The organism is Paenibacillus sp. FSL H8-0280 (assembly GCF_045040665.1).
In the GTDB taxonomy this organism is placed as follows: Bacteria; Bacillota; Bacilli; order Paenibacillales; family Paenibacillaceae; genus Paenibacillus; species Paenibacillus xylanexedens_A.
On the sequence record NZ_CP150296.1, the window covers coordinates 6927275 to 6946314 of the forward strand.

At 42.9% G+C, this 19040-nt stretch carries 14 protein-coding genes; 7 read left to right on the forward strand and 7 right to left on the reverse strand.

Translation table 11 applies throughout. The annotated features are described in order from the left end of the window. Positions 1-66: 66 nt before the first annotated feature. On the reverse strand, positions 67-2442 hold the full coding sequence (locus MHI12_RS30120; protein ID WP_405171166.1) for an Ig-like domain-containing protein: 2376 nt from the start codon (positions 2440-2442) through the stop codon (positions 67-69). Between the two features lie 580 nt (positions 2443-3022). On the opposite strand from MHI12_RS30120, the gene MHI12_RS30125 reads away from it, so the two are divergent. The 4 genes from MHI12_RS30125 (at position 3023) to MHI12_RS30140 (ending at position 6108) form a co-directional block, all read left to right on the forward strand. Further along, entirely contained in the window at positions 3023-3649 is a 627-nt protein-coding gene (locus tag MHI12_RS30125) for a hypothetical protein (RefSeq protein WP_405171167.1), read from the forward strand. A gap of 156 nt (positions 3650-3805) precedes the next feature. Next, the gene (locus MHI12_RS30130; RefSeq protein WP_405171168.1) at positions 3806-4351 is read left to right on the forward strand and encodes a DUF6199 family natural product biosynthesis protein; all 546 of its coding nucleotides are present in this window, start codon (positions 3806-3808) and stop codon (positions 4349-4351) included. Positions 4352-4593: 242 nt separating this feature from the next. Next, positions 4594-5553: a YndJ family transporter gene (locus MHI12_RS30135; RefSeq protein WP_405171169.1), complete on the forward strand. Its 960-nt coding sequence runs from the start codon at positions 4594-4596 to the stop codon at positions 5551-5553. A 102-nt stretch (positions 5554-5655) separates the two neighbouring features. Next, a complete protein-coding gene (locus tag MHI12_RS30140; protein ID WP_091035293.1) occupies positions 5656-6108 on the forward strand; it encodes a HEAT repeat domain-containing protein in 453 nt (150 codons plus the stop codon). Between the two features lie 180 nt (positions 6109-6288). Here the strand turns inward: MHI12_RS30140 and MHI12_RS30145 are convergent, their stop codons facing one another. Together MHI12_RS30145 and MHI12_RS30150 are read right to left on the reverse strand one after the other, a co-directional pair. Then, complete coding sequence (locus tag MHI12_RS30145; protein WP_338589593.1) at positions 6289-7779, reverse strand: aldehyde dehydrogenase family protein; 1491 nt, start codon at positions 7777-7779, stop codon at positions 6289-6291. Between the two features lie 28 nt (positions 7780-7807). Then, complete coding sequence (locus MHI12_RS30150) at positions 7808-8893, reverse strand: 5-methyltetrahydropteroyltriglutamate--homocysteine S-methyltransferase (protein ID WP_338589594.1); 1086 nt, start codon at positions 8891-8893, stop codon at positions 7808-7810. Between the two features lie 273 nt (positions 8894-9166). Between MHI12_RS30150 and MHI12_RS30155 the strand changes: the two genes are divergently transcribed. The 3 genes from MHI12_RS30155 to MHI12_RS30165 all read left to right on the forward strand — a co-directional run bounded on the left by MHI12_RS30155 (position 9167) and on the right by MHI12_RS30165 (position 12145). Beyond that, positions 9167-11191: a right-handed parallel beta-helix repeat-containing protein gene (locus MHI12_RS30155; RefSeq protein WP_405171170.1), complete on the forward strand. Its 2025-nt coding sequence runs from the start codon at positions 9167-9169 to the stop codon at positions 11189-11191. A 558-nt stretch (positions 11192-11749) separates the two neighbouring features. Beyond that, entirely contained in the window at positions 11750-11953 is a 204-nt protein-coding gene (locus tag MHI12_RS30160; protein ID WP_338589599.1) for a CPBP family intramembrane glutamic endopeptidase, read from the forward strand. 30 nt (positions 11954-11983) lie between these two features. Continuing rightward, positions 11984-12145 (forward strand): hypothetical protein, encoded by a 162-nt coding sequence (locus MHI12_RS30165; protein ID WP_405171171.1) that lies wholly within the window; start codon positions 11984-11986, stop codon positions 12143-12145. Positions 12146-12274: 129 nt separating this feature from the next. On the opposite strand, the gene MHI12_RS30170 is transcribed toward MHI12_RS30165, so the two are convergent. The 4 genes from MHI12_RS30170 to MHI12_RS30185 all read right to left on the reverse strand — a co-directional run bounded on the left by MHI12_RS30170 (position 12275) and on the right by MHI12_RS30185 (position 19016). Continuing rightward, entirely contained in the window at positions 12275-12901 is a 627-nt protein-coding gene (locus tag MHI12_RS30170) for a DUF2306 domain-containing protein (protein WP_405171172.1), read from the reverse strand. Between the two features lie 195 nt (positions 12902-13096). After that, positions 13097-14056, reverse strand: coding sequence for an SDR family oxidoreductase (locus MHI12_RS30175; protein ID WP_405171173.1), 960 nt, complete (start codon positions 14054-14056; stop codon positions 13097-13099). Between the two features lie 181 nt (positions 14057-14237). Continuing rightward, positions 14238-15206 (reverse strand): AraC family transcriptional regulator, encoded by a 969-nt coding sequence (locus tag MHI12_RS30180; RefSeq protein ID WP_338595092.1) that lies wholly within the window; start codon positions 15204-15206, stop codon positions 14238-14240. A 336-nt stretch (positions 15207-15542) separates the two neighbouring features. Beyond that, positions 15543-19016, reverse strand: a complete 3474-nt coding sequence (locus MHI12_RS30185; RefSeq protein ID WP_339787519.1) for a hypothetical protein — start codon at positions 19014-19016, stop codon at positions 15543-15545. Positions 19017-19040 lie beyond the last annotated feature (24 nt).

Genomic DNA, 19040 nt, shown 5'->3' on the forward strand with positions numbered 1-19040 from the left:
AACTGCAAGAGTATCTTTCACCCCAATTTCCTCTCTATAGAGGTAGAGATGTTTCTCTGTTAATTACTATTCTGCTTTGGTTTTATCTAACATGTTCATCAATATAACAACAGCCTCTGCTCTAGTGGTTGGTGATTTAGGTTTAAAATCGTTGTTACCCATACCTTCGACAAGGCCAAGTTCCTTCAGAGCTGCCACAGAGGTTTTTGCCCAAACAGGAATAGATTTCTCATCTGAAAAAGACGTTGCATCATTTCCTATAGTAGATACCTTGAGCGCATTCGCAACCATCACTATCATTTCGGCACGTGTTATATTGGCGTTTGGCCGGAACGTGTCATCTGGATAACCGCTAAGAATGCCTTCTTGCACTGCTTGCGAGACTGCCATTTTGGCCCAAGCTCCAATTTCGTTTTGATCTGAGAATACCAGTTCCACTCCAGCTTTTTGTGAATTCAACGCACTCATCAGCATGACTGAGAACTCGGCACGTGTGACGTTTTTCCCCGGATTGAACGTTCCATCCGGATAACCGGTAATCATACCGCTGCTTAAAGCTTGTTTAATTCTTGCTTCAGCCCAGTGTCCCGAGATATCGCCAAAACCAGGTTCCATCGTGGGTTCAACCGGATTATTCAAGACCGGCTTTCCGCTGATTTTATCTACAACAAGGACTGCATACTTCGTAAAGTGATTAACCTCGACTATGATTTGGTTCCCTTTTATAATACCTCCGTCCACTTTCTCCCATGCCTTATTCACTTCATCATAATAAAATACAGCTGCCGAATGATGACTCTCAAGACCTGATGAATCAAATGTAAATGTCATTTTTACCGGCTTGAGAAAGTTCTCTGTGAAATTCTTCAGAAGCTCAAATACCGGGCTGGCCAGAATCTCTTTATTTCTTAGCAGAGTTTCGGTATCAGATACTTTATCAATCGACAAAGTCAGTTCTTGAGGTGATCCTCCGGCTGGAATTGAGATTTGAATCTCCTTGCCCAAGCTAACAACGCCTGACTTACCCATCGGAACGGTTATTTTACCCGTTGTTGAAGTGACTGTATTGTCTATCGGAGCCATTGGTGCAGAAGGACTACTCGGACTTGTTGTTTGTACTGGCTGTACAGTGAAGACGGAATACGGATTGGACTCCGTTATACCCTGTCCTGCATTACCGGCTCCATTGGACACTCCATTATTCTGAAGGGTGATAACATTGAACGATTTGCTCACGTTCGCTTGAGGTGTTAACGTTGCTGTCCACGTCACACCCCCATCGGATGATTGAACAGCACTCAGTGTACCATTCGCAACCGTCAGATCCGCATTATCAAAACCCGACACAGCCTCTGAGAATGTGATCGTTACCACTGATGTTTTGCCACTGGTCAGCGTTGTATCAGCTACAACAATCGTTGCCGTTGGTTGGACAGTATAGACCGCATAATTATTCGAATCCGTCGTACCCGTGCCGGCATTGCCTGCAACATCATTGATGCCTGTATTATTAAGTGTAATGTTATTCGTTCCATTCGTGATACCGACAGTCGGCGTCAATATCGCGGTCCATGTAATGCCTCCATCGGAAGAACTAACGGCACCTAGCGTACCGTTTGCAACGGTCAGATCATCACTGGTAAAGCCTGTTACTGCTTCGGAAAACGTGAAGGTGACCTCTGATGTCTTCCCGACGGTAAGTGCAGCATCGGCTACGACAATCATTGCTGTGGGCCTTACTGTATCGATTGCGAAGTTATTTGAGTCTGTTGTTCCTATGCCTTCATTGCCGCCTTGATTCATCACACCCATATTGTCGAGTGTAATCTTGTTGATTGCAGCAGTCATGCCGACAGTTGGGGTTAGTTCTGCTGTATACGTAATATTGTCATCTGTAGCCAGATTGTGAATTGTTCCATTCGTCACCGCAAGGTCTGCGAGGGTAAAACCTGTCACGGCCTCAGAGAATGTGATCGTTACCTGTGATGTCTTACCAATGGTCAGTGTTGTATCGGCTACAACAATCGTTGCCTTTGGCCGGGCGGTATAGACCTCGTAATTATTCGAGGTGGTTATACCTACACCTACAGTACGGTCTTGATTCATCACACCCCCATTGTTGAGAGTAATGACGTTGGTTGCATCTGTAATGTCGAGGTCAGGTGTGAGAGTTGCGGTCCACGTAATGCCTCCATCAGAAGAGACAGGTGCAGTCAGTGTGCCGTTCGGAACGGTTAAGTCTCCATAATCCAACCCTTGTACCGCTTCCGAGAACGTAAAGGTTACCTTTGATGTACTGCCAATTCTCAGCAGCGTATTATCCATTGTGATTGTTGACGTTGGAGCCGCAGCATACACCTTATCCGATGGTTTTAAGTACAACAGTCCTGTAATGAGAGACAAGACCAGAATGAAGCTCCCTATCCTTTTGCCAAAATTCATATGACCCTCCTCGTATCTTTCCTCTGGATGAAAAAATCATCTAAAACTCTTTTGAAATACTTCAAATTCAATCTAATCAATCATTCGACACATTCGTCCAAATTCCTATATCCACAAATAAAAATAAATCGTTTGCCACAACTGAACTACTAACTGTAAGTCGAGAGTGAGACTAGTTAAAAGTATTCATTTATGCCTTCCACTATCGAACAGATAGATGTTAATAGAAAATTATGTATTTTATCTTTTTAGTTGATATAATGGTATAAAAAGTCATATTCGTTTTTTGTCAAATGTATGGGCAGTTATAATAGCAACCTTCCACGGACCTCAAACCCCTCAACTCTAGTTAACACATATCCATTTACATACGATCTATTCAGCAATTTATTGTCTATTAAAGGAGGTGACCCCGGAGAGCATTGTATATCGATTTTCCCTATAACTACCACTGGGGGATGTGTTGATTGCTCTTTCACCACTCCTAACCGAACGCTGCGCAGATATACGCAATAATTATAAAGACTTGTAGTTCTATGCATTTAGCTTCAACCATTAAAAAAACATAGGAGCGTGTCCAATGAACAGACAACTTTTCCCCAGATCTTTTCGAATTCTTATGGCTTGCTTGTTGATTCTTGCATTTGCCGTACCAGCGACGGCTTCTGCTGGCTATCTCGGAGATAAGCTCACGATCGGACAAAACATGGCAAAGGGTGACTATTTAACCTCCCAAGATGGTAGATTTTCAGCCATTTGGCAGAATGACGGGAACTTCGTTATCTATCAAAACGGTTCTTCTCTTTGGAGTAGCGGTACCAGTAACAGTGGGGCTCTTTCGTTCAAGTTTGAACCACAATACGGGAAACCCGTCATGTATAAATACGGCATGAAGTATCAAGATGTTTACCAATATGGTTATCGTTTTGGTTTTAATCCGGCTACAGGTAAATTCGAATATTACACCGGTTGGGGATGGGATAAAGTTTTGGTGATCGATACTTCTGTACAGGTAGCTGCTTGGTCTCCCAATACCACCTCATGGATTCCAGGTCATCACGGAAGCAGCTTACCAACTAACACAACAGGTGATACACTGGTCATGCAAAGTGATGGGAATTTAGTTCTCTATAACACAACCCTGACCAATGATTATTATCCGAACAGTTGGATTCCTGTCTGGGCTTCCAATACGGGTGGGCGCTAAAATTAGAGGTAGAGCCGCATGGTGCGCGGCTCTTTTTTGTTTTCCAAGGAAGTTGATAGATTGCTGATGTGTAGCAATGGATATCTACATACAAGAAACTTTAACAAGTATTTATCGTAGTAAATAGAATAATTAACATATACAGGATGTGATTGTTTGACAGGAATTATAGGTGTTGTAGTCTTAATCATAGGAATAATTACGGCGATTTGGCCTTACTTTGCTTGGTATGTTCGACTGGGATGGAAGTTTAAAGATGCGGAGCCAAGTGATTTAGCATTAAATGCTGGACGGATCTCAGGTATTGTCTTAGTGATAGTCGGTTTTATACTGATCGTTTCAAGTTGCTCCACAGGAAGAGGAGCGGACAGCAAATGGGCGGAACAATTTAAAGAGAAACTGAATGCAGGGCAAGTAAAAGAAATCAGTATTGGCATGATTAATCCCACCATATTAACCGAGGAAGAAAAAAATACGGTTATCCAAATGATACAAGATGCAGAACTTAGACCTTTTGATGCAGGTGATGCTTTTGGATCGAACAATGCTGGAAAAATTACATTTATAGATGAAACGAGCCTAGACATCGTTATTTTCGGACCATCTGGAGGAATCGAATTGCATCCGAAGTTTACCGAGACGGAATTTGAGATAATGAGCGAAGAGTTAAAAAATTGGTTTCACACAAAATATAGCGATTAGTATCGTCATTATAATTAATACTCAAGAACCCCACGTAGGTGAGGTTCTTTTTGCTTAGCAAAGAACAAACAAGGGCTATTTTCCATGACTCCATCAACCGCAGTAAGATAAGCTTATTTTCATATATTGACAAATAAATGTGTTAGACTACTTAAAGAAGAATTGCCGATCTATACTAAAGAACGCTACACAACTGGATGCAGGCAAGTATTACGATAAACGTAGGTTAGAAAGGAAGCCCCATGAATAGTTCCTTGAAGCAACGAATGAAATCATTATTAGCACCAGTGTTTTCCGGTGGAATCATAACCATTCTGATATTTTATCTAGATTACTTTCAATTCGAACTTGTTGAAAAATTTCTGCTGTTTGCGGCTTTCGTTATTGTGCCTCTTGTGATTTTACTTTTGGACCATGACGCGAAGAATACATATCAACGAATGATGTATGCCGCTATGAAATGGCTTCAATTTCCCGCTGCGCTTCTTACTCTAGCTTCGGTAATGAGTAGTAAGATGTGGGGGTTAGAAAGTACGGCAATCCCAGGAATTCTGTCCCTTGGGTGGCTACTGTTCACACTGCTGCTTGGCATCTATGGCTTGACCACTATTGTGATCGTTAAAGGAAAAGCAGCGGAAATAGCAATTGGTGCGGGGCTCGTTTATTTTTTCATCGGAGGCATTTGGTTTACCTTATATCAATATCAATTGAACCTCTTTCAAGCTAATCCTGCAACGCACGCGTTAAGCTCGGTTCACTTTCATTTCTCATCTGCAATCGTTCCAATTTTCATTGGTGAACTGGGACGCATCATGATGAAGAAAAGCTGGTATCCCTGGGTTGTTGCCATCGATATCATCGGACCCATCTTGATTGCGATTGGTATGATTTTCTCCAAGCCGATTGAATACATTGGTGTCGCTTTGTTCGCCTGTAATATTGTGGTTTACACCGCTTATCTCCTTACTTACTTGAGGAAAAACGCTTTGGATATTAAGGCAACCATCTTTTTAGGCCTTTCTTGCCTAGCCTTTTACACGGTGGTTGTCATTTCCATCTTCTATCCGTTACTGAAAAATATGTACTCATTAACCATACGCGATTTCATTCCCATTTACGGAGCTCTGCATGCGTTTGGTTTTGTCTTGTGTGGACTGATTGGTTGGGTGTTCATGGTAGACTTCGTTAAAGGAAAAGGCTAACCAATCGGCTTCATAGGAGTAGTTTAGTCAGGTTCGTGCTATAATAGTGTTTAATAACATTCATCATTCTGCCGAGATGGCGATGATTAAGGAGATTGAATTTTGACGAACAACCATGAAGTTGGAGCAGTGAACGAACTACCGGAGAACTTTGAAGAGCTCAAACGAGCGGCTAACCGGACGTCAAGCTGGAGAGACAGACTGAATGCGGTGAACGAATTGGGAAACTGGGATACAGCCCCTACCATTAAGTTACTTCAGCATGTTTTGAAAAATGATCAAGTGTTCCAGGTGCGTGAAGCCGCATATCACAAGCTGAAACAGTTGGATGAAGATGTACAAATGCCTGCCAAAAACAAAGGCGAGCTGTTTAAAGGTACTAACAAAATTTTGCTGCGGATCAAAAAAAGCCTTCCTGAAGGTCATACATTTGAGGAATTTAAGGAAAAACTGCAAAAGACACGTCTTGATCTCTATGATACTTACGAGGGCGACAAAGATGCTGAGTTCGACGCCTGGCTCCATGGAATTTGGGAGACACTAGGTAGAAGATAGCCGCCGTTCACCGTAAAATAGCTGAATACAAAGCCACTCCAAAAAATGGAGTGGCTTCTTTATTTCTTATTATTTTGATTGTCACCAGATTTCATCTCACTCTTTAGCACTTTGAAATAGCCTACATTTAATTTCACATGTACATTCCTCGTACGATGTCAAAGTTGTGTGCTATAAGATTTATTCTGGTATATAAGGAAGATCCAGTGTCTTCGGAACGTTGATGACATGTTTTTCTGTATAAGTGCGGATACCTTCGGCGCCGTATTCACGGCCAATACCAGATTGCTTAAAGCCACCGAAAGGGAACCGAACGTCAAGACCTTGAACAGCAGCTGTATTAATCATGGTCGTTCCCGCTTCGAGTTGGCGTGCGACGGAGATGGCATCCTCTTCTTTGCCCCACACAGAACTCGTCAATCCATATATGCTTTCATTGTGTAGATGAATAACCTGCTCTTCATCGTCAAATGGCAGAATCGGAACCGTAGGGCCAAACTGTTCCTCTACTACAATCGGATCATGAACATCGCAACCCAAAACCAGCGTAGGTTGTAGGTAGTAACCTTGGTCAAACAGCTTCTGATCCAGAATTTGCCCGAGAGGGATGACCTTAGCCCCGCGCTTTTGCGCATCTTCAACCAAACCAAGCACGTAATCTTTCTGCTTCAGGTTATTAACCGGACCTATCGTTGTATTTGAATCAAATGGATCACCAATTCGAATCCAGCGATTAGCCGCCTCTATATATTTTTCCACAAACTCATCATAAATAGAACGGTGTACATACACACGTTTGGCGATCATACAGATCTGTCCTGTTGTCAAAAAATTAGAAATGACAATCCGGCGCATGGCTCGCTCATCATGTACATCAAAGCTTTCCAAGAAGATCGCCGCATCATTGCCGCCAAGCTCAAGTGTCATATCCTTAATCGTTTCCGAAGCTGCTTTGATAATATGCTTAGCTGTTGCGGTTCCACCTGTAAAGGCGATTTTAGTAACCAAAGGATTACTAGTCAGTTCAACGCCCACATCCGCATCACCATGAACCACATTGATAACACCAGCCGGGAACTCACTCGCAATAATCTCTGCTACCTTCGCTGCCGCCAGTGGTGCAAATGGGCTTGGTTTAAGCACAATCGTGTTGCCTGCAAGTAAGGCAGGAGCAATCTTAATGGTAGATAAAGCAATGGGATAGTTCCATGGACTAATCGCTGCCACCACACCAATTGGATCATAAGTAAGAATTGTTTTACCATTCTCATGCTCTTTGATCTCTTCCTGTAGAGCCGATCTGGCTTCATTACAAGCAAACTCCATCCACATTAACGAAACATAAATTTCACCGTGTGCATCATACAGGGGCTTGCCATGTTCTCTAGACAGCAAATGCACAATTTCATTCTCAGTAGCTCTAATCTTCTCTATTGCCTTGCGCATCCGAGTAATGCGTTCATCAATGGAGGTCTGCTTCCATGTTTTAAAAGCTACTGCCGCTGCTTCAATCGCTTCAACGGCTTGTTCTTTCGTAGTGACAGGGAAATAGCCTACGATCTCAGCGGGGTTTGTCGGGTTCTCTTTTGCTAACTGCGAAAGGGATTTTACATTTTGACCATTAATCAACGCTTCAACGATAATTGTCTCTTGGTCTGCTTGCGTCGTCATTTTGCATCCCCTCCGTTATTTAGATGGATTAATTCCAAACTTCTTCTGCAATTTCCTTCACATAACGAAGTTTACGCCATTGTTGTTCTTCCGTTAAAATATTGCCTTCTTCCGTGGAAGAAAAGCCGCATTGTGGGCTCAAACAAAGTTGCTCAAGTGGTACATAGGTTGCCGCCTCTGCAATCCGAGCTTTAATCTGTTCTTTATCCTCTAACTCGCCTGTTTTCGAAGTAAGTAAACCAAGCACGATTTTCAAATCTTTTCGATTCACATATTGTAAAGGCTCGAAGCCACCTGAGCGCTCATCATCAAATTCCAGGAATAATCCATCTACGTTTAAGCCACCAAAGATAACTTCAGAAGCGTACTCGTAACCACCCGTTGAGAAATAATTTGATTTATAGTTACCACGACAAATATGCATCGTCACAACTAAATCCGCCGGTTTATGAGCCAAAGTTTCGTTAATCATTCGCTGCATCGTTTTCAACTCTTCCGCCGGTTCCAGACCTTTAGCACGTAGCTTATCGTGACCAGCTTCTGAGAATAGGTCTGCCCAAGCTGTATCATCTAATTGCAGGTATCGACATCCTGCATCATAGAAGGCTTGAATGGCTTTTTGATACGCCGCAATCGTATCCTGAAGGAATTGCTCCCGGTCCGTATAGATATTGGCGCCATTTTCCAACCGATATAGAAGCATGTTGGGACTTGGAATGGTCTGTTTCGCCACTGCGTCACCTGCATGCTTTTTCAAAAACTCAAAATCCTCAACAAAGGGATGACTCGAGAAATCAACTTTACCCACAACACGAATCCCGCCCTTGCGAGTCTGCATGTTATGGAATTGAGGTCCATCGATTTCCTCATACAGCTCTACGCCATCCAAGCCGCCCAGAAAATCAAAATGCCACCAGCTTCTACGGAATTCACCATCCGTAACGGCAGACACACCATTCTCCTTCTGCTTTTCAATAATTCGAATAATCTCTTGATCTTCCACAGCTCTTAATTCTTCATATGTGATGTTGCCTGATTTATATTGTTCACGTGACTGACTTAAATCTGCAGGGCGTAGAAAGCTGCCTACATGATCATTACGAAATGGTATCATAACTATTTCTCCTTCTAACTTTTTAGTCTAATGAGTATAGCATGATGAAAAGGAATGCTTGTTATATGAAAAAAGCATGGCTGGTTATAGCTTTTAACAATATCTAAAGTTTCGAAAAACAAAAAAACCACAACCTCATAGGGTAATGATGTGGCTCACCTTATATCAGTATATCTTTAGCCCGACACTTGACTTCCTATCTCTCCCAATACATTTATTTTCTAGTATAATAACGAGATACAACAAACATTTTTAAATAGAAGGAGAGTTGTTATGGAATATCATGTATCCAACCATGGGAATGATCAAGGAAAAGGAACAGCAGATCAACCCCTTCGTACCATATCACGCGCTGCGGCTCATGCCATGGCTGGTGATACCGTTATTGTTCATGCGGGAGTATACAGGGAATGGGTTAACCCGGCGAATGGAGGAACAGCGGAGCATCGAATCGTATATCGATCCGCAGGAGACGGGGAAGTTGTGATTACAGGAGCTGAGCGGATTACCAACTGGAAGTCTGAAGGAGACCATGTTTGGAGCACAGAAGTGCTCAACTCTATCTTTTCCGTTCGTAATCCCTTTGAGGTGGAGCTCAGTGGAGACTGGTTGTTTGACGGGCCTTTCCCGGTTCATCTCGGCGATGTCTATTTGGATGGCAAATCATTATATGAGTGCAATAGTGTTGAAAGCGTTCACAATCCTGAAGTTTGGCCCGAAGCCAAATATCCCAAGGATTCATTGTTAAAATGGTATGCCGAGGTTGGTTCTACGACAACCAAAATCTGGGCCAATTTTGGAGAAAAAGATCCTCGTAAGGAAAATGTAGAAATTAATGTACGTCCTTATTGCTTCTGGCCTGAGAAACCGGGACTCAATTATATCACCGTAAGTGGCTTCACACTTAGTCAAGCCTCTCCTCAATGGGCACCGCCTACCGACTACCAGGAAGGTTTGATTGGACCTCACTGGAGCAAGGGCTGGATTATTGAAAACAATATAATCAGTGAATCCAAATGCGTTGGTATTAGCCTGGGTACCGAGATCGGCACAGGGCACACCAAGTCTTTGGAGAAGCATAGTAAAGGTGGTACTCAACGCGAGCAGGAGGTTATTTTACAAGCATTACGCTCCGGCTGGCATAAAGATAACATCGGCAGTCACACAGTTCGAGGTAATGTGATTCATGATTGTGAACAGGCTGGTATTGTGGGTCATATGGGAGCAGCCTTCAGCCGCATATATCAGAACCGTATTTATAATATTCACCACAAACGACTCAGACACGGTGCCGAAGTAGCGGGAATTAAACTGCATGCTTCACTGGATACCCAAATTGGCGAAAATATAATGTATAGCTGTTACCGTGCGCTTTGGCTGGACTGGCAGGCACAGGGCACTCGCATCAGCCGTAATGTATTTTTTGACAATCTTTCGGAAGACCTCTTCGTTGAGGTTTGCCATGGTCCGTATATGGTCGATCACAATCTATTTCTCTCTCCGATGAATTTCAGAAATATGGCTCAGGGCGGGGCATTTGCTCATAATTTGTTTGCAGGCCGATTTGTAGTTCGTTCCGAAATTACTCGTATTACGCCATATCACTTCCCTCACGAGACGGCCATGGCCGGATACTCCAATATCACTGGAGGCGATGACAGGTACTACAACAATATCTTCTTGGGTGATAACGATGCGAATAAAGAACCTGTACCTATTACCTTCTTTGAGCATCTTCCACTTAAACCAAGGGATGAAGTTGGAGAGGACGGGAAGACGGTCATGGACGGGGTTCCGGATAATTCCATATGTTATCTGCATGCTGTTGGACTTGGCGGCTACGATCAACATCCTGATGTGAAAGATAAGAGATGGTGGGAATACACCAAAGAGGAGCTTCTTGAGCTTGGCGATGCCGCGAAGGATATCTTTATAGGCAATGCCGTTCTTCCAGTAGCTATGGGTGGCAATGTATTTCTTAACGATGCGGTTCCAAGTCGTCACGAATCGGATGGGAAGATCTATTCACAGAAGGGTATAAACGTTGAAATTGATCCTGCACTAGGCAAAGTGCACATTCAGATTCATGATCCCGAATTGCTTCGGGGAACCTCTGCAATGTTAGTTTCCACGGATCTGCTTGGAAAGACTTATCACGCCAACATGAAATTTGAGGAGCCGGACAGCACTCCATATCATTTTGACTCTGATTTCTTCGGAACAAAGAGACCCGATGCAGATGTTACACCTGGTCCGTTTGAGTTAAGCGAGAAGGGTACGATTGATTTTGATATTTAGTGTATGATTGAGGATCCAGTCATGATTTTAGGTGATTGGTCTTTATCATCTGTAAAGCCTCTATTCCGCTAATCGGGATAGAGGCTTTTAATTGGTGAACGATACTCTGTTTTCTTTCGGGTAATCTCTATTTTTATCAAGAGTATTCCGCTGTTACTTGTGGTACGGTTTAGCTTAACGGGGTTATCGGCGAAAAAAAACGAGAGGAACTGCTACACAGCGATCTGCTGATTCCGTTCAGCTATCGTACCTATAGTTGCTCACGCCAAATTTAATTGAATGTCGAACTTGAAGGTAAATACAGCAGAAAACCCCATAGTGGTAAAATATAGATATGAAGTATTGGGGGTGAGGTTATGTATGGCTACGTACAAAGATAACAGGAATTTTAACTTTCTATTACAACAGCTAGAATATCAGACACCTACAAAAAGACGTTCAATAATGAGGAAGAAGAAAGGAAGAAACTCATCCATTTTATAATTGATCGTCCCGGTCGCGTCGCAGAGAATCCCCCTCCGCTGCTCAGGGTACGATTATCTTCGGTTTCGTAGATTGATGCTTCAACCTATACAGAAATTATGGGGCAGCTGGATTGCACTTGCGGTAACCTCGCTTACCTTCGGGGCCTTCCATCTTGGCAATCCAGGAGCAACACTATGGAGCGCACTTGCCATCACTCTGGAAGCAGGGGTTCTGCTCGGAGCTGCATTCTTGTGGCGGCGTAATTTGTGGTTCGCCATGGGGCTGCATCTTGCTTAGAATGCACTTGAAGGTGTGCTTGGCATTCCTGTGTCCGGACTCCCTACGGCCGGGTTGTTTACGGTAAAGGCTGACAGCGCAGCATGGCTTACGGGGGGAGATTTTGACCTGGAGGGCTCTATTGTTACGGTGATCCTGGGAATTGTGATTGCCATTCCGATGCTGATCGGTGCTGCACAGAAACGGCCATGATTTGTTTCCCGCTATTTGGATGGAAAGTTGGAGCTTGAAAAGATTGTCCAGCTCATGAACTGATTCGATTAATTCTCATTGTACAGAAGGAGCGCATTTAGCGTTCCTTCTGTAGCTGGCAGTTGTGAATCATTGTCGCTGCCGCAACCTCATTCTGAAAATCACGGCTTCTATGACGAGCAGATTAGGTATCCAACAAACCCAAGCGACAACCCGAAACGCCGCCTCGAAATCGCCAAGCAGAAGATTCAGCGGCGCTAACCAGATTCGAAGCGTGACCGCTGCAAAAGTAAGTGCATAACTGCGAAGCATCCATACTTTATGAGCTTCGATGTCTTTCGCCAGGATTTTTCTCGTTGCAATAAGCGTCGTCGCAACCCACAATACATCGAGCGACATGAACCCAAGCCCTGCAATCCAACCTCCCGTGGCAAAAAGGGATAAATACACACTCACGATTCCACTAACTGTAATCGAAAGAACATATCCATACCCCAATAGGCGATGCCAACGTTTCCTATCATTCGTTGGCTTCATAAATAGTTGAAAGGGTCCTATGATCAAGGCAAATATCGCGGTAACAATATGGATGTATAGTACATATATCCATGGTTTGAGTTCAAAATTCGGCTTTTGCAATTTGAAAGAGACAAGTCCTGCATCACTAGCTTTAAGCACGCCATACTGAACAATTGCGTATCCGGCAATCGAAAATGCAAGAATGAAAACGAGTGACCGAATCATCTTATTTCCCATTAGAATTATCCTCCTCCGTTGATGCACCGTGAAGCTGTTGTCCCTTTAAACTCTATAGTGGCTATAGAGTCAATACCGATCTTCTCGATTAAGGCATCGGCCAGAAAGGGACATACAAATTCAACGCTTGTCGTGGTCAAGTTTCCTGCCGTACTTTTGGTGCAAACGGATCTTCGCTTCCTCCCAGCTTTACAGTTAGAAATAATACCCCTTCCGAATATCATCTAAAAGGGTAGGATGTACTGGTTTCCATCCTACACGCTCCTGCGTCAACGCACTGGACGCCGGATTATCCGTTTTCGTGAAGGGTGCAAGCCATCCGAAATGTTGACCTGCTTCTTCAACCCCAATACCTTGGACCGGCAAGTTCAAATGGAGGCCCAAAGCCGTGGCGATCTCTTGAAATGGAATGCCCTCTTCGCTCACTGCATGAAACCGGGACCCTGCCGGAGCTTGTTCTAAGGCGAGTCTAAAAAGGCGCGCCGCATCCAGTAGATGCACGGATGGCCAACGGTTGTTACCGGAGCCTGTATAGGCGGAGAACCCCTTCTTGCGAGCGATGTTCACCAGATTTGGGAACAAGCCCGTCTTATCGCCTTCACCGTGTACGATCGGTGGGAGGCGTACAATCGAGGAACGTATCCCACGATTCGCCAAGTCTAGGGTGGTATGTTCTGAAATGATGCGTAATCCACCTTGCGATTGAGGATCCCCAGCGCTGGCCTCCGTTCCGAGACGGCCGGGAGTAAGCGTCATCGTAGGCATAGCGACGACAAGCGCCCGGTCACCGGCGGGTAAGGAGGTGCCAAGTGTCTCGATGGCTCGCCTATCGGTCTCAATTGCAGCCTTCATAAATCGCATCACTACATGACGAGGATTCCCTCCGAATAAAACCCTAAGCCGAGTTGGAAGGCCCGCATGCGAGAACTTGTGGAAGAAGGCCAAATGAATGACCCCGTCTACTGCAGCAGCCACTTTGCGCAAGCCTGCTAAATCCTCAATCGAACCGACTTGAACCTGGGCACCCAGTGCCGTAAGCCGTTTGCCGGCTATTTCAGAACGGGCAAGACCAACCACTTGATGACCGGCATCCAGCAGTTCGCGAACGACCGCCCCTCCGATGAAGCCTGTCGCCCCTGTAACCAATACACGCATTTTCAGAAATCCCCTTTCCTATCGATAGGATGTTTACTCTTAGTATAGGGGATTGACTACTGCGGTCTTTGCCTTTTCCGTCCGAGTTTTTGCCTGATTCAACAGATTCCGCCGCTCAAAAATAAAAAATCCGCTAGGCTCTATGCCCGCGGAAATTTGAAAAGCCGTTTACATGTGCGTTTCACTTCAACTTTTGCTGGTCCTGACGCCACCTTGTGATATCTCTAGTTGGAGGACACCCAAAAAATCGGCTGTAATCGCGGCTAAATTGGGAATCGCTCAAATAGCCTACACGCCGGCTCGCCGTAGTTGCGTCAATGGAGCTGGATAACATTAGACGCCTCGCCTCTTGCAGGCGCAGCACCTTTTGATATTGCAGAGGGCTCATCGCAGTAGCCGATCTGAAATACTCGCGAAACGACGATTCGCTCATATGGACCAGCTCCGCCAAATCCGCTACTTTCCACGGCTGAGAAAAGTTATTTTGGAGCCAATCAATCGCTTTTGCAACCTGCTGCATGCCCGATTCCGCCAGAACAGTCTCGGCAACATAAACACCGATTGGGCTACGGAGGATGCGGATATAAATCTCGTCTTTCACCAATGGAGCCAGCATTTGAGCATCATCGGGAGAGGACAGGCAGGCCATCAATCTTGCAGCGGCGTTCATCATAGCCAAGTCTGCTTCGATGACATAGCACGCACTGCGATTGCGAACCTCCGGTAAACCATTAGGAAATACCATCGGCAGCAACGAAGCAATCCTTTGCGGATCGAGGTATAGACCTATCCCCAAGAACGGTATTTGGGGGCTGGCCTGCATGATTTTCATCGAAACAGGCAAGGCAACGGGGGCAATATACATTCGCGAAGCACTATACTCATAAGCATCCTTGCCTGCGGTAATTCGCTTTTTCCCTTGCGCTGCAATGCAGATTGCCGGCGAGAACATAGTGTGAACATCATCCGCCGCTTCTACTTGCGAATATCGGTTCACATAGAGACCATGGATCGGTGAAGCATAGGTCCCATCCTGCGAAGTATGCGTGTAAATCAAACTTGCCAACCGAGCTGCTTCACTATCTAGCGCTGAATTGGCATCATCTAATACAGATACATCCTCATATTTATAGTAATTGTCCATGTTCACAAGCAACTTCTTCCCCCTCAGATGTAACAGGATGATAGGCATGTTCATGATACCACAGGCGCATCCAGAAAGCTTAAGCATTAAAGTTAAATTAGCATGGATATCTCAAGTCTACCCTTCTGCAAGTCCGAGGGGATTCCCCGCTAGCACGAAGCGGACAGCATTTCTCGCTATCGCCTCCCAATGTGCTTTACTTATGATACGGTTCACCGTATCGGTTGTAGGGCGAAACTTAAGAGGCTGTTCCAAGATTTACTTTTGGAACACCCTCTTAGATTATTTAATGATTGCACTGTAATTATATTCCAAACAATAACATAACGGAAAATTACACAGTTATTGTGCTGGTTCTAATACGGTTCCATCTGTGAAAAGGTATTGAATGTTATCTGACTTTTTCCAGAATGAAGGTTTAATCGCTGCTACAATTGATGCACGATCGACTACTCCTGGTAAAATAACAAAATCAGATGTTTTACCCAAAATTAAGACACTCCACCCGTTTTGAGCCCCATCATAGTATATAGGATCTTCATCTTTAATATCTTCAAGAGATATTAACTCTTCCTCACTCAACTGTCTTGGAGAAATAAACCCAAACAGTATAAAGTCTTGCTTATGTTTGCGTATCAACTCTCCATGTTGATTTAGCTCTTGAAGCCAAAATTTATTTACTGATCGATCAAATTTTTTTACAAGATTTTGTTTACGATTAAAAACGTCTCGTTCCGGCATAAACATACCCAATCTTTGATGTATCTGTGCTGGATCAATTCCAGCAAGTCCTGAAATTGAATTTGAGTGATCGGCTACTGCCTTCATTTTTGAAGAGATTTCAGTAGTCTCATATCCATACAACAATCTGTCGTATAGTGAAGGTGAAATTATCGGCCATAACCCAGACACCAAATCATATTGGGAATATTCACCTTCCCACTTATCTGCTCTAACTACTAATGGGAGAGTTTGATCCGGTCCAAAATGACGCATTGGAATAGTAACGCTACGAAACGTTGATGATTCAATACGCACATCTATATCCTTAACTTCTATGTTACTAGCTTCCACAATTTTGCCAAGAAAAACAAGTTCGCCGGTGGGTTCAAGTAGTCTACTGTCGAACCTCTTTAATACTAAATTTTGAGAATCTATAATATCGCCAACAGAGACTTGCTTCTCTCTAAACAATGAAATGTCATCAAGTATCATATTCGCTTCTGGAATAACTGCGAGTTGACCGATCAACCAATTAGAAAATTTATGAAATTTGTGAAATATATAATTCCATAACTTTTTCACCTCAGGAGAGCCTGACTTTAAATTATAATGTTCAATGTGTTTACTAATTTCCAAGACAACTGTACTAGCAAGATTTTCTGGAAGCTTACTAATAGAATCATCAAGTCCTTGAGGAATATTTGTAATAGAGTTTCTGTCAACAGACAATTGCGGACGTTCCATACCTACAAAGTTTATTGTTCCTATTTCTGCTACATCATGAAATTGGTGTATTGGTATTTCGACTACAACTCCATCAACAAGAACATTAGGGATCCTATATAATACAGGTTGAAAAGAAAGCACTCGATAGTCTACTTCAGGCATGCCTGGTAAAGGTAAGCTTAGTAAAAAACGATACTCAATATCTTCGACACGTATACTATGTTCCTGTAGGTTAATAAAGTCTCTAACTTTTAAATAATCATCTAATACCTTATATCCATCTGAAAGATATCTATGCTCTGAATAAATAAGTTTCAAATCCTCAGAAGGATAATCTTTCAAGTTAATTGGAGTTCCCCAAGGAATGACTTTTTCAGGTGTCCCATTATTGATTGCCACCAATACATCAACGTCTTCCTTCGGAATCGCTAAAGAACTGCTTATCAAATTGTAGATATGTGAATCCCACTTTTCATAAACAGCTGGTCTACTTTGCTTAAATTCTTGCGATTTACTTCCGTGAATCACTAGTTGAAGTTCATCGATTTTGTGATCATAAATAATCACGTCATCAGATAGATATACCTTAATCAAGGTTCCGTGCCTTCCCAATTTTTCTAAGTCAAGCGCGTCTGGTGTCATGTAATAGAACTTCTCGTGAGGCCCGTCAATTGAAAAACGAATTGGCTGCTCGGAAGTTGTTCCATCGACAGCAAGAGATCTAGTAGTAACTTCTAATTTATCTCCTACCATGAAACATGACAATATTCCAATTCCGAATTGAGAAGTTGGTTTAAAACTGCTATTTAACAAGGCATTTTGTTTTTGAAACTCTTTAGATTTATAAAATGAGTTGCCAATCTTTAAGAAGAAATTTGTTATTTGGTGCTTATTCATACCAACACCATTATCTAGACAGTATATATAGGTCCGCTGTCTGCCACCTTCTTTAGATATACCAAGCCCGAATTCAATTTTTCCACGTATACCTACTGATTGATTATCATATATTGCCATCATACAGCGACAAGCATCGAGTGCATTTTGATAGAGTTCGCGTAAACATAAGAATTTATTTTTATAAAGCCCAACACCCATTAGTAATTCAAGAATCTTGTTTTGTTCAAGAGTAAATTTCATGTCGGGTACAGGGGTAAATTTGCTATTATCGTATTGAACCTGTGACCTGTCCACTGTATTCGCAATGTTTAATCTATATCTTTCGGCAAGGTGTCTTGTTTGAACGGAATACTCCATGCCGTGAATGAGACGAAAGTAATTGTCTATTTCTACGTCAACCCAGTCTAGATATTCCTGTATGAAGTAATAGAGACTTGGTTCATCGCAATAAGCCATGTATTTTATTTTTATCCGTCCATTTGCGTCTGACTCATCTAAACTGTAATTAATTCCTTGAAACTTTACCTTCCAGTGAAGAAGGCTTTCCTTCGAGCGAATCATTTTTTCAATAAATAATGATTGTGGTGCTCTATCATGACTGAAATGCAATATGTCTGCAAGACGAAGTAGCACGGCAACGAATTGTAAATTTGCAGACTCTGGTCCATGGTATGCTGTGTGCTCCTCAAGGGTTTTAACATAATTCATTGATTCTCCATGCGACCGACATATTCGTGCTAAATCATTTGCCAGTTTATCTCCCCACACTCCACCAAGACGAGCTTCAAATAAAGAAGCAAGGTTGCGAATATATTTTTCAACTCTCTGAGGGTGCGTTTGCCGAGTAAATTCGTATCGAATTAAGTCACTCAACTCAAAAAATTCAGTATAGCTACCATTAAGAGCTTTTTTCTTTAATTCATCAGTGTAACCATTTCTAAACTCTTGATAGTCAATGAGTCTTTCAGCTAAATCACGTTGCATTTCAGACTCAGAAGGGGAAGAAAAAATAAAAGTGCTCACTTTTTCAAAGTCCTCATATAATTGAGGCTTATGGGTCTCTATAAGCTGAATAGCGGATGACAATTTGTATGGAGGGTTTCCATCATTAGCATACGACTTCCCCAAATCATTCCGAACGAACTCGCCAATTCCTTCAGTCATTTTTAGGAGATTGAGCTCCCAAGCAGGTAAAGCCATAGCGCAATCATGTAAAAAACCGGACATTTGAAGTAGGAATAATTCGTAAATAGATAACTCATCTACTTTGTCTCTCAAGAGAGATTCCATATTATGTACAACCATACCACTGTGAGAAGCATCGTGAATATCAAATTCAGGCAATTGCTGTAAGACTAGTTTCAAATGTTGTGTCGCGTGTTCACAAACCTCGTTTAACAGAAGCAATAGCTTAGAAGCCATATTTCCATTATTCGACCTGCTATTTAAAACCTCTACAATCATCATTTACTCATCTCCAATTCAGCAGGT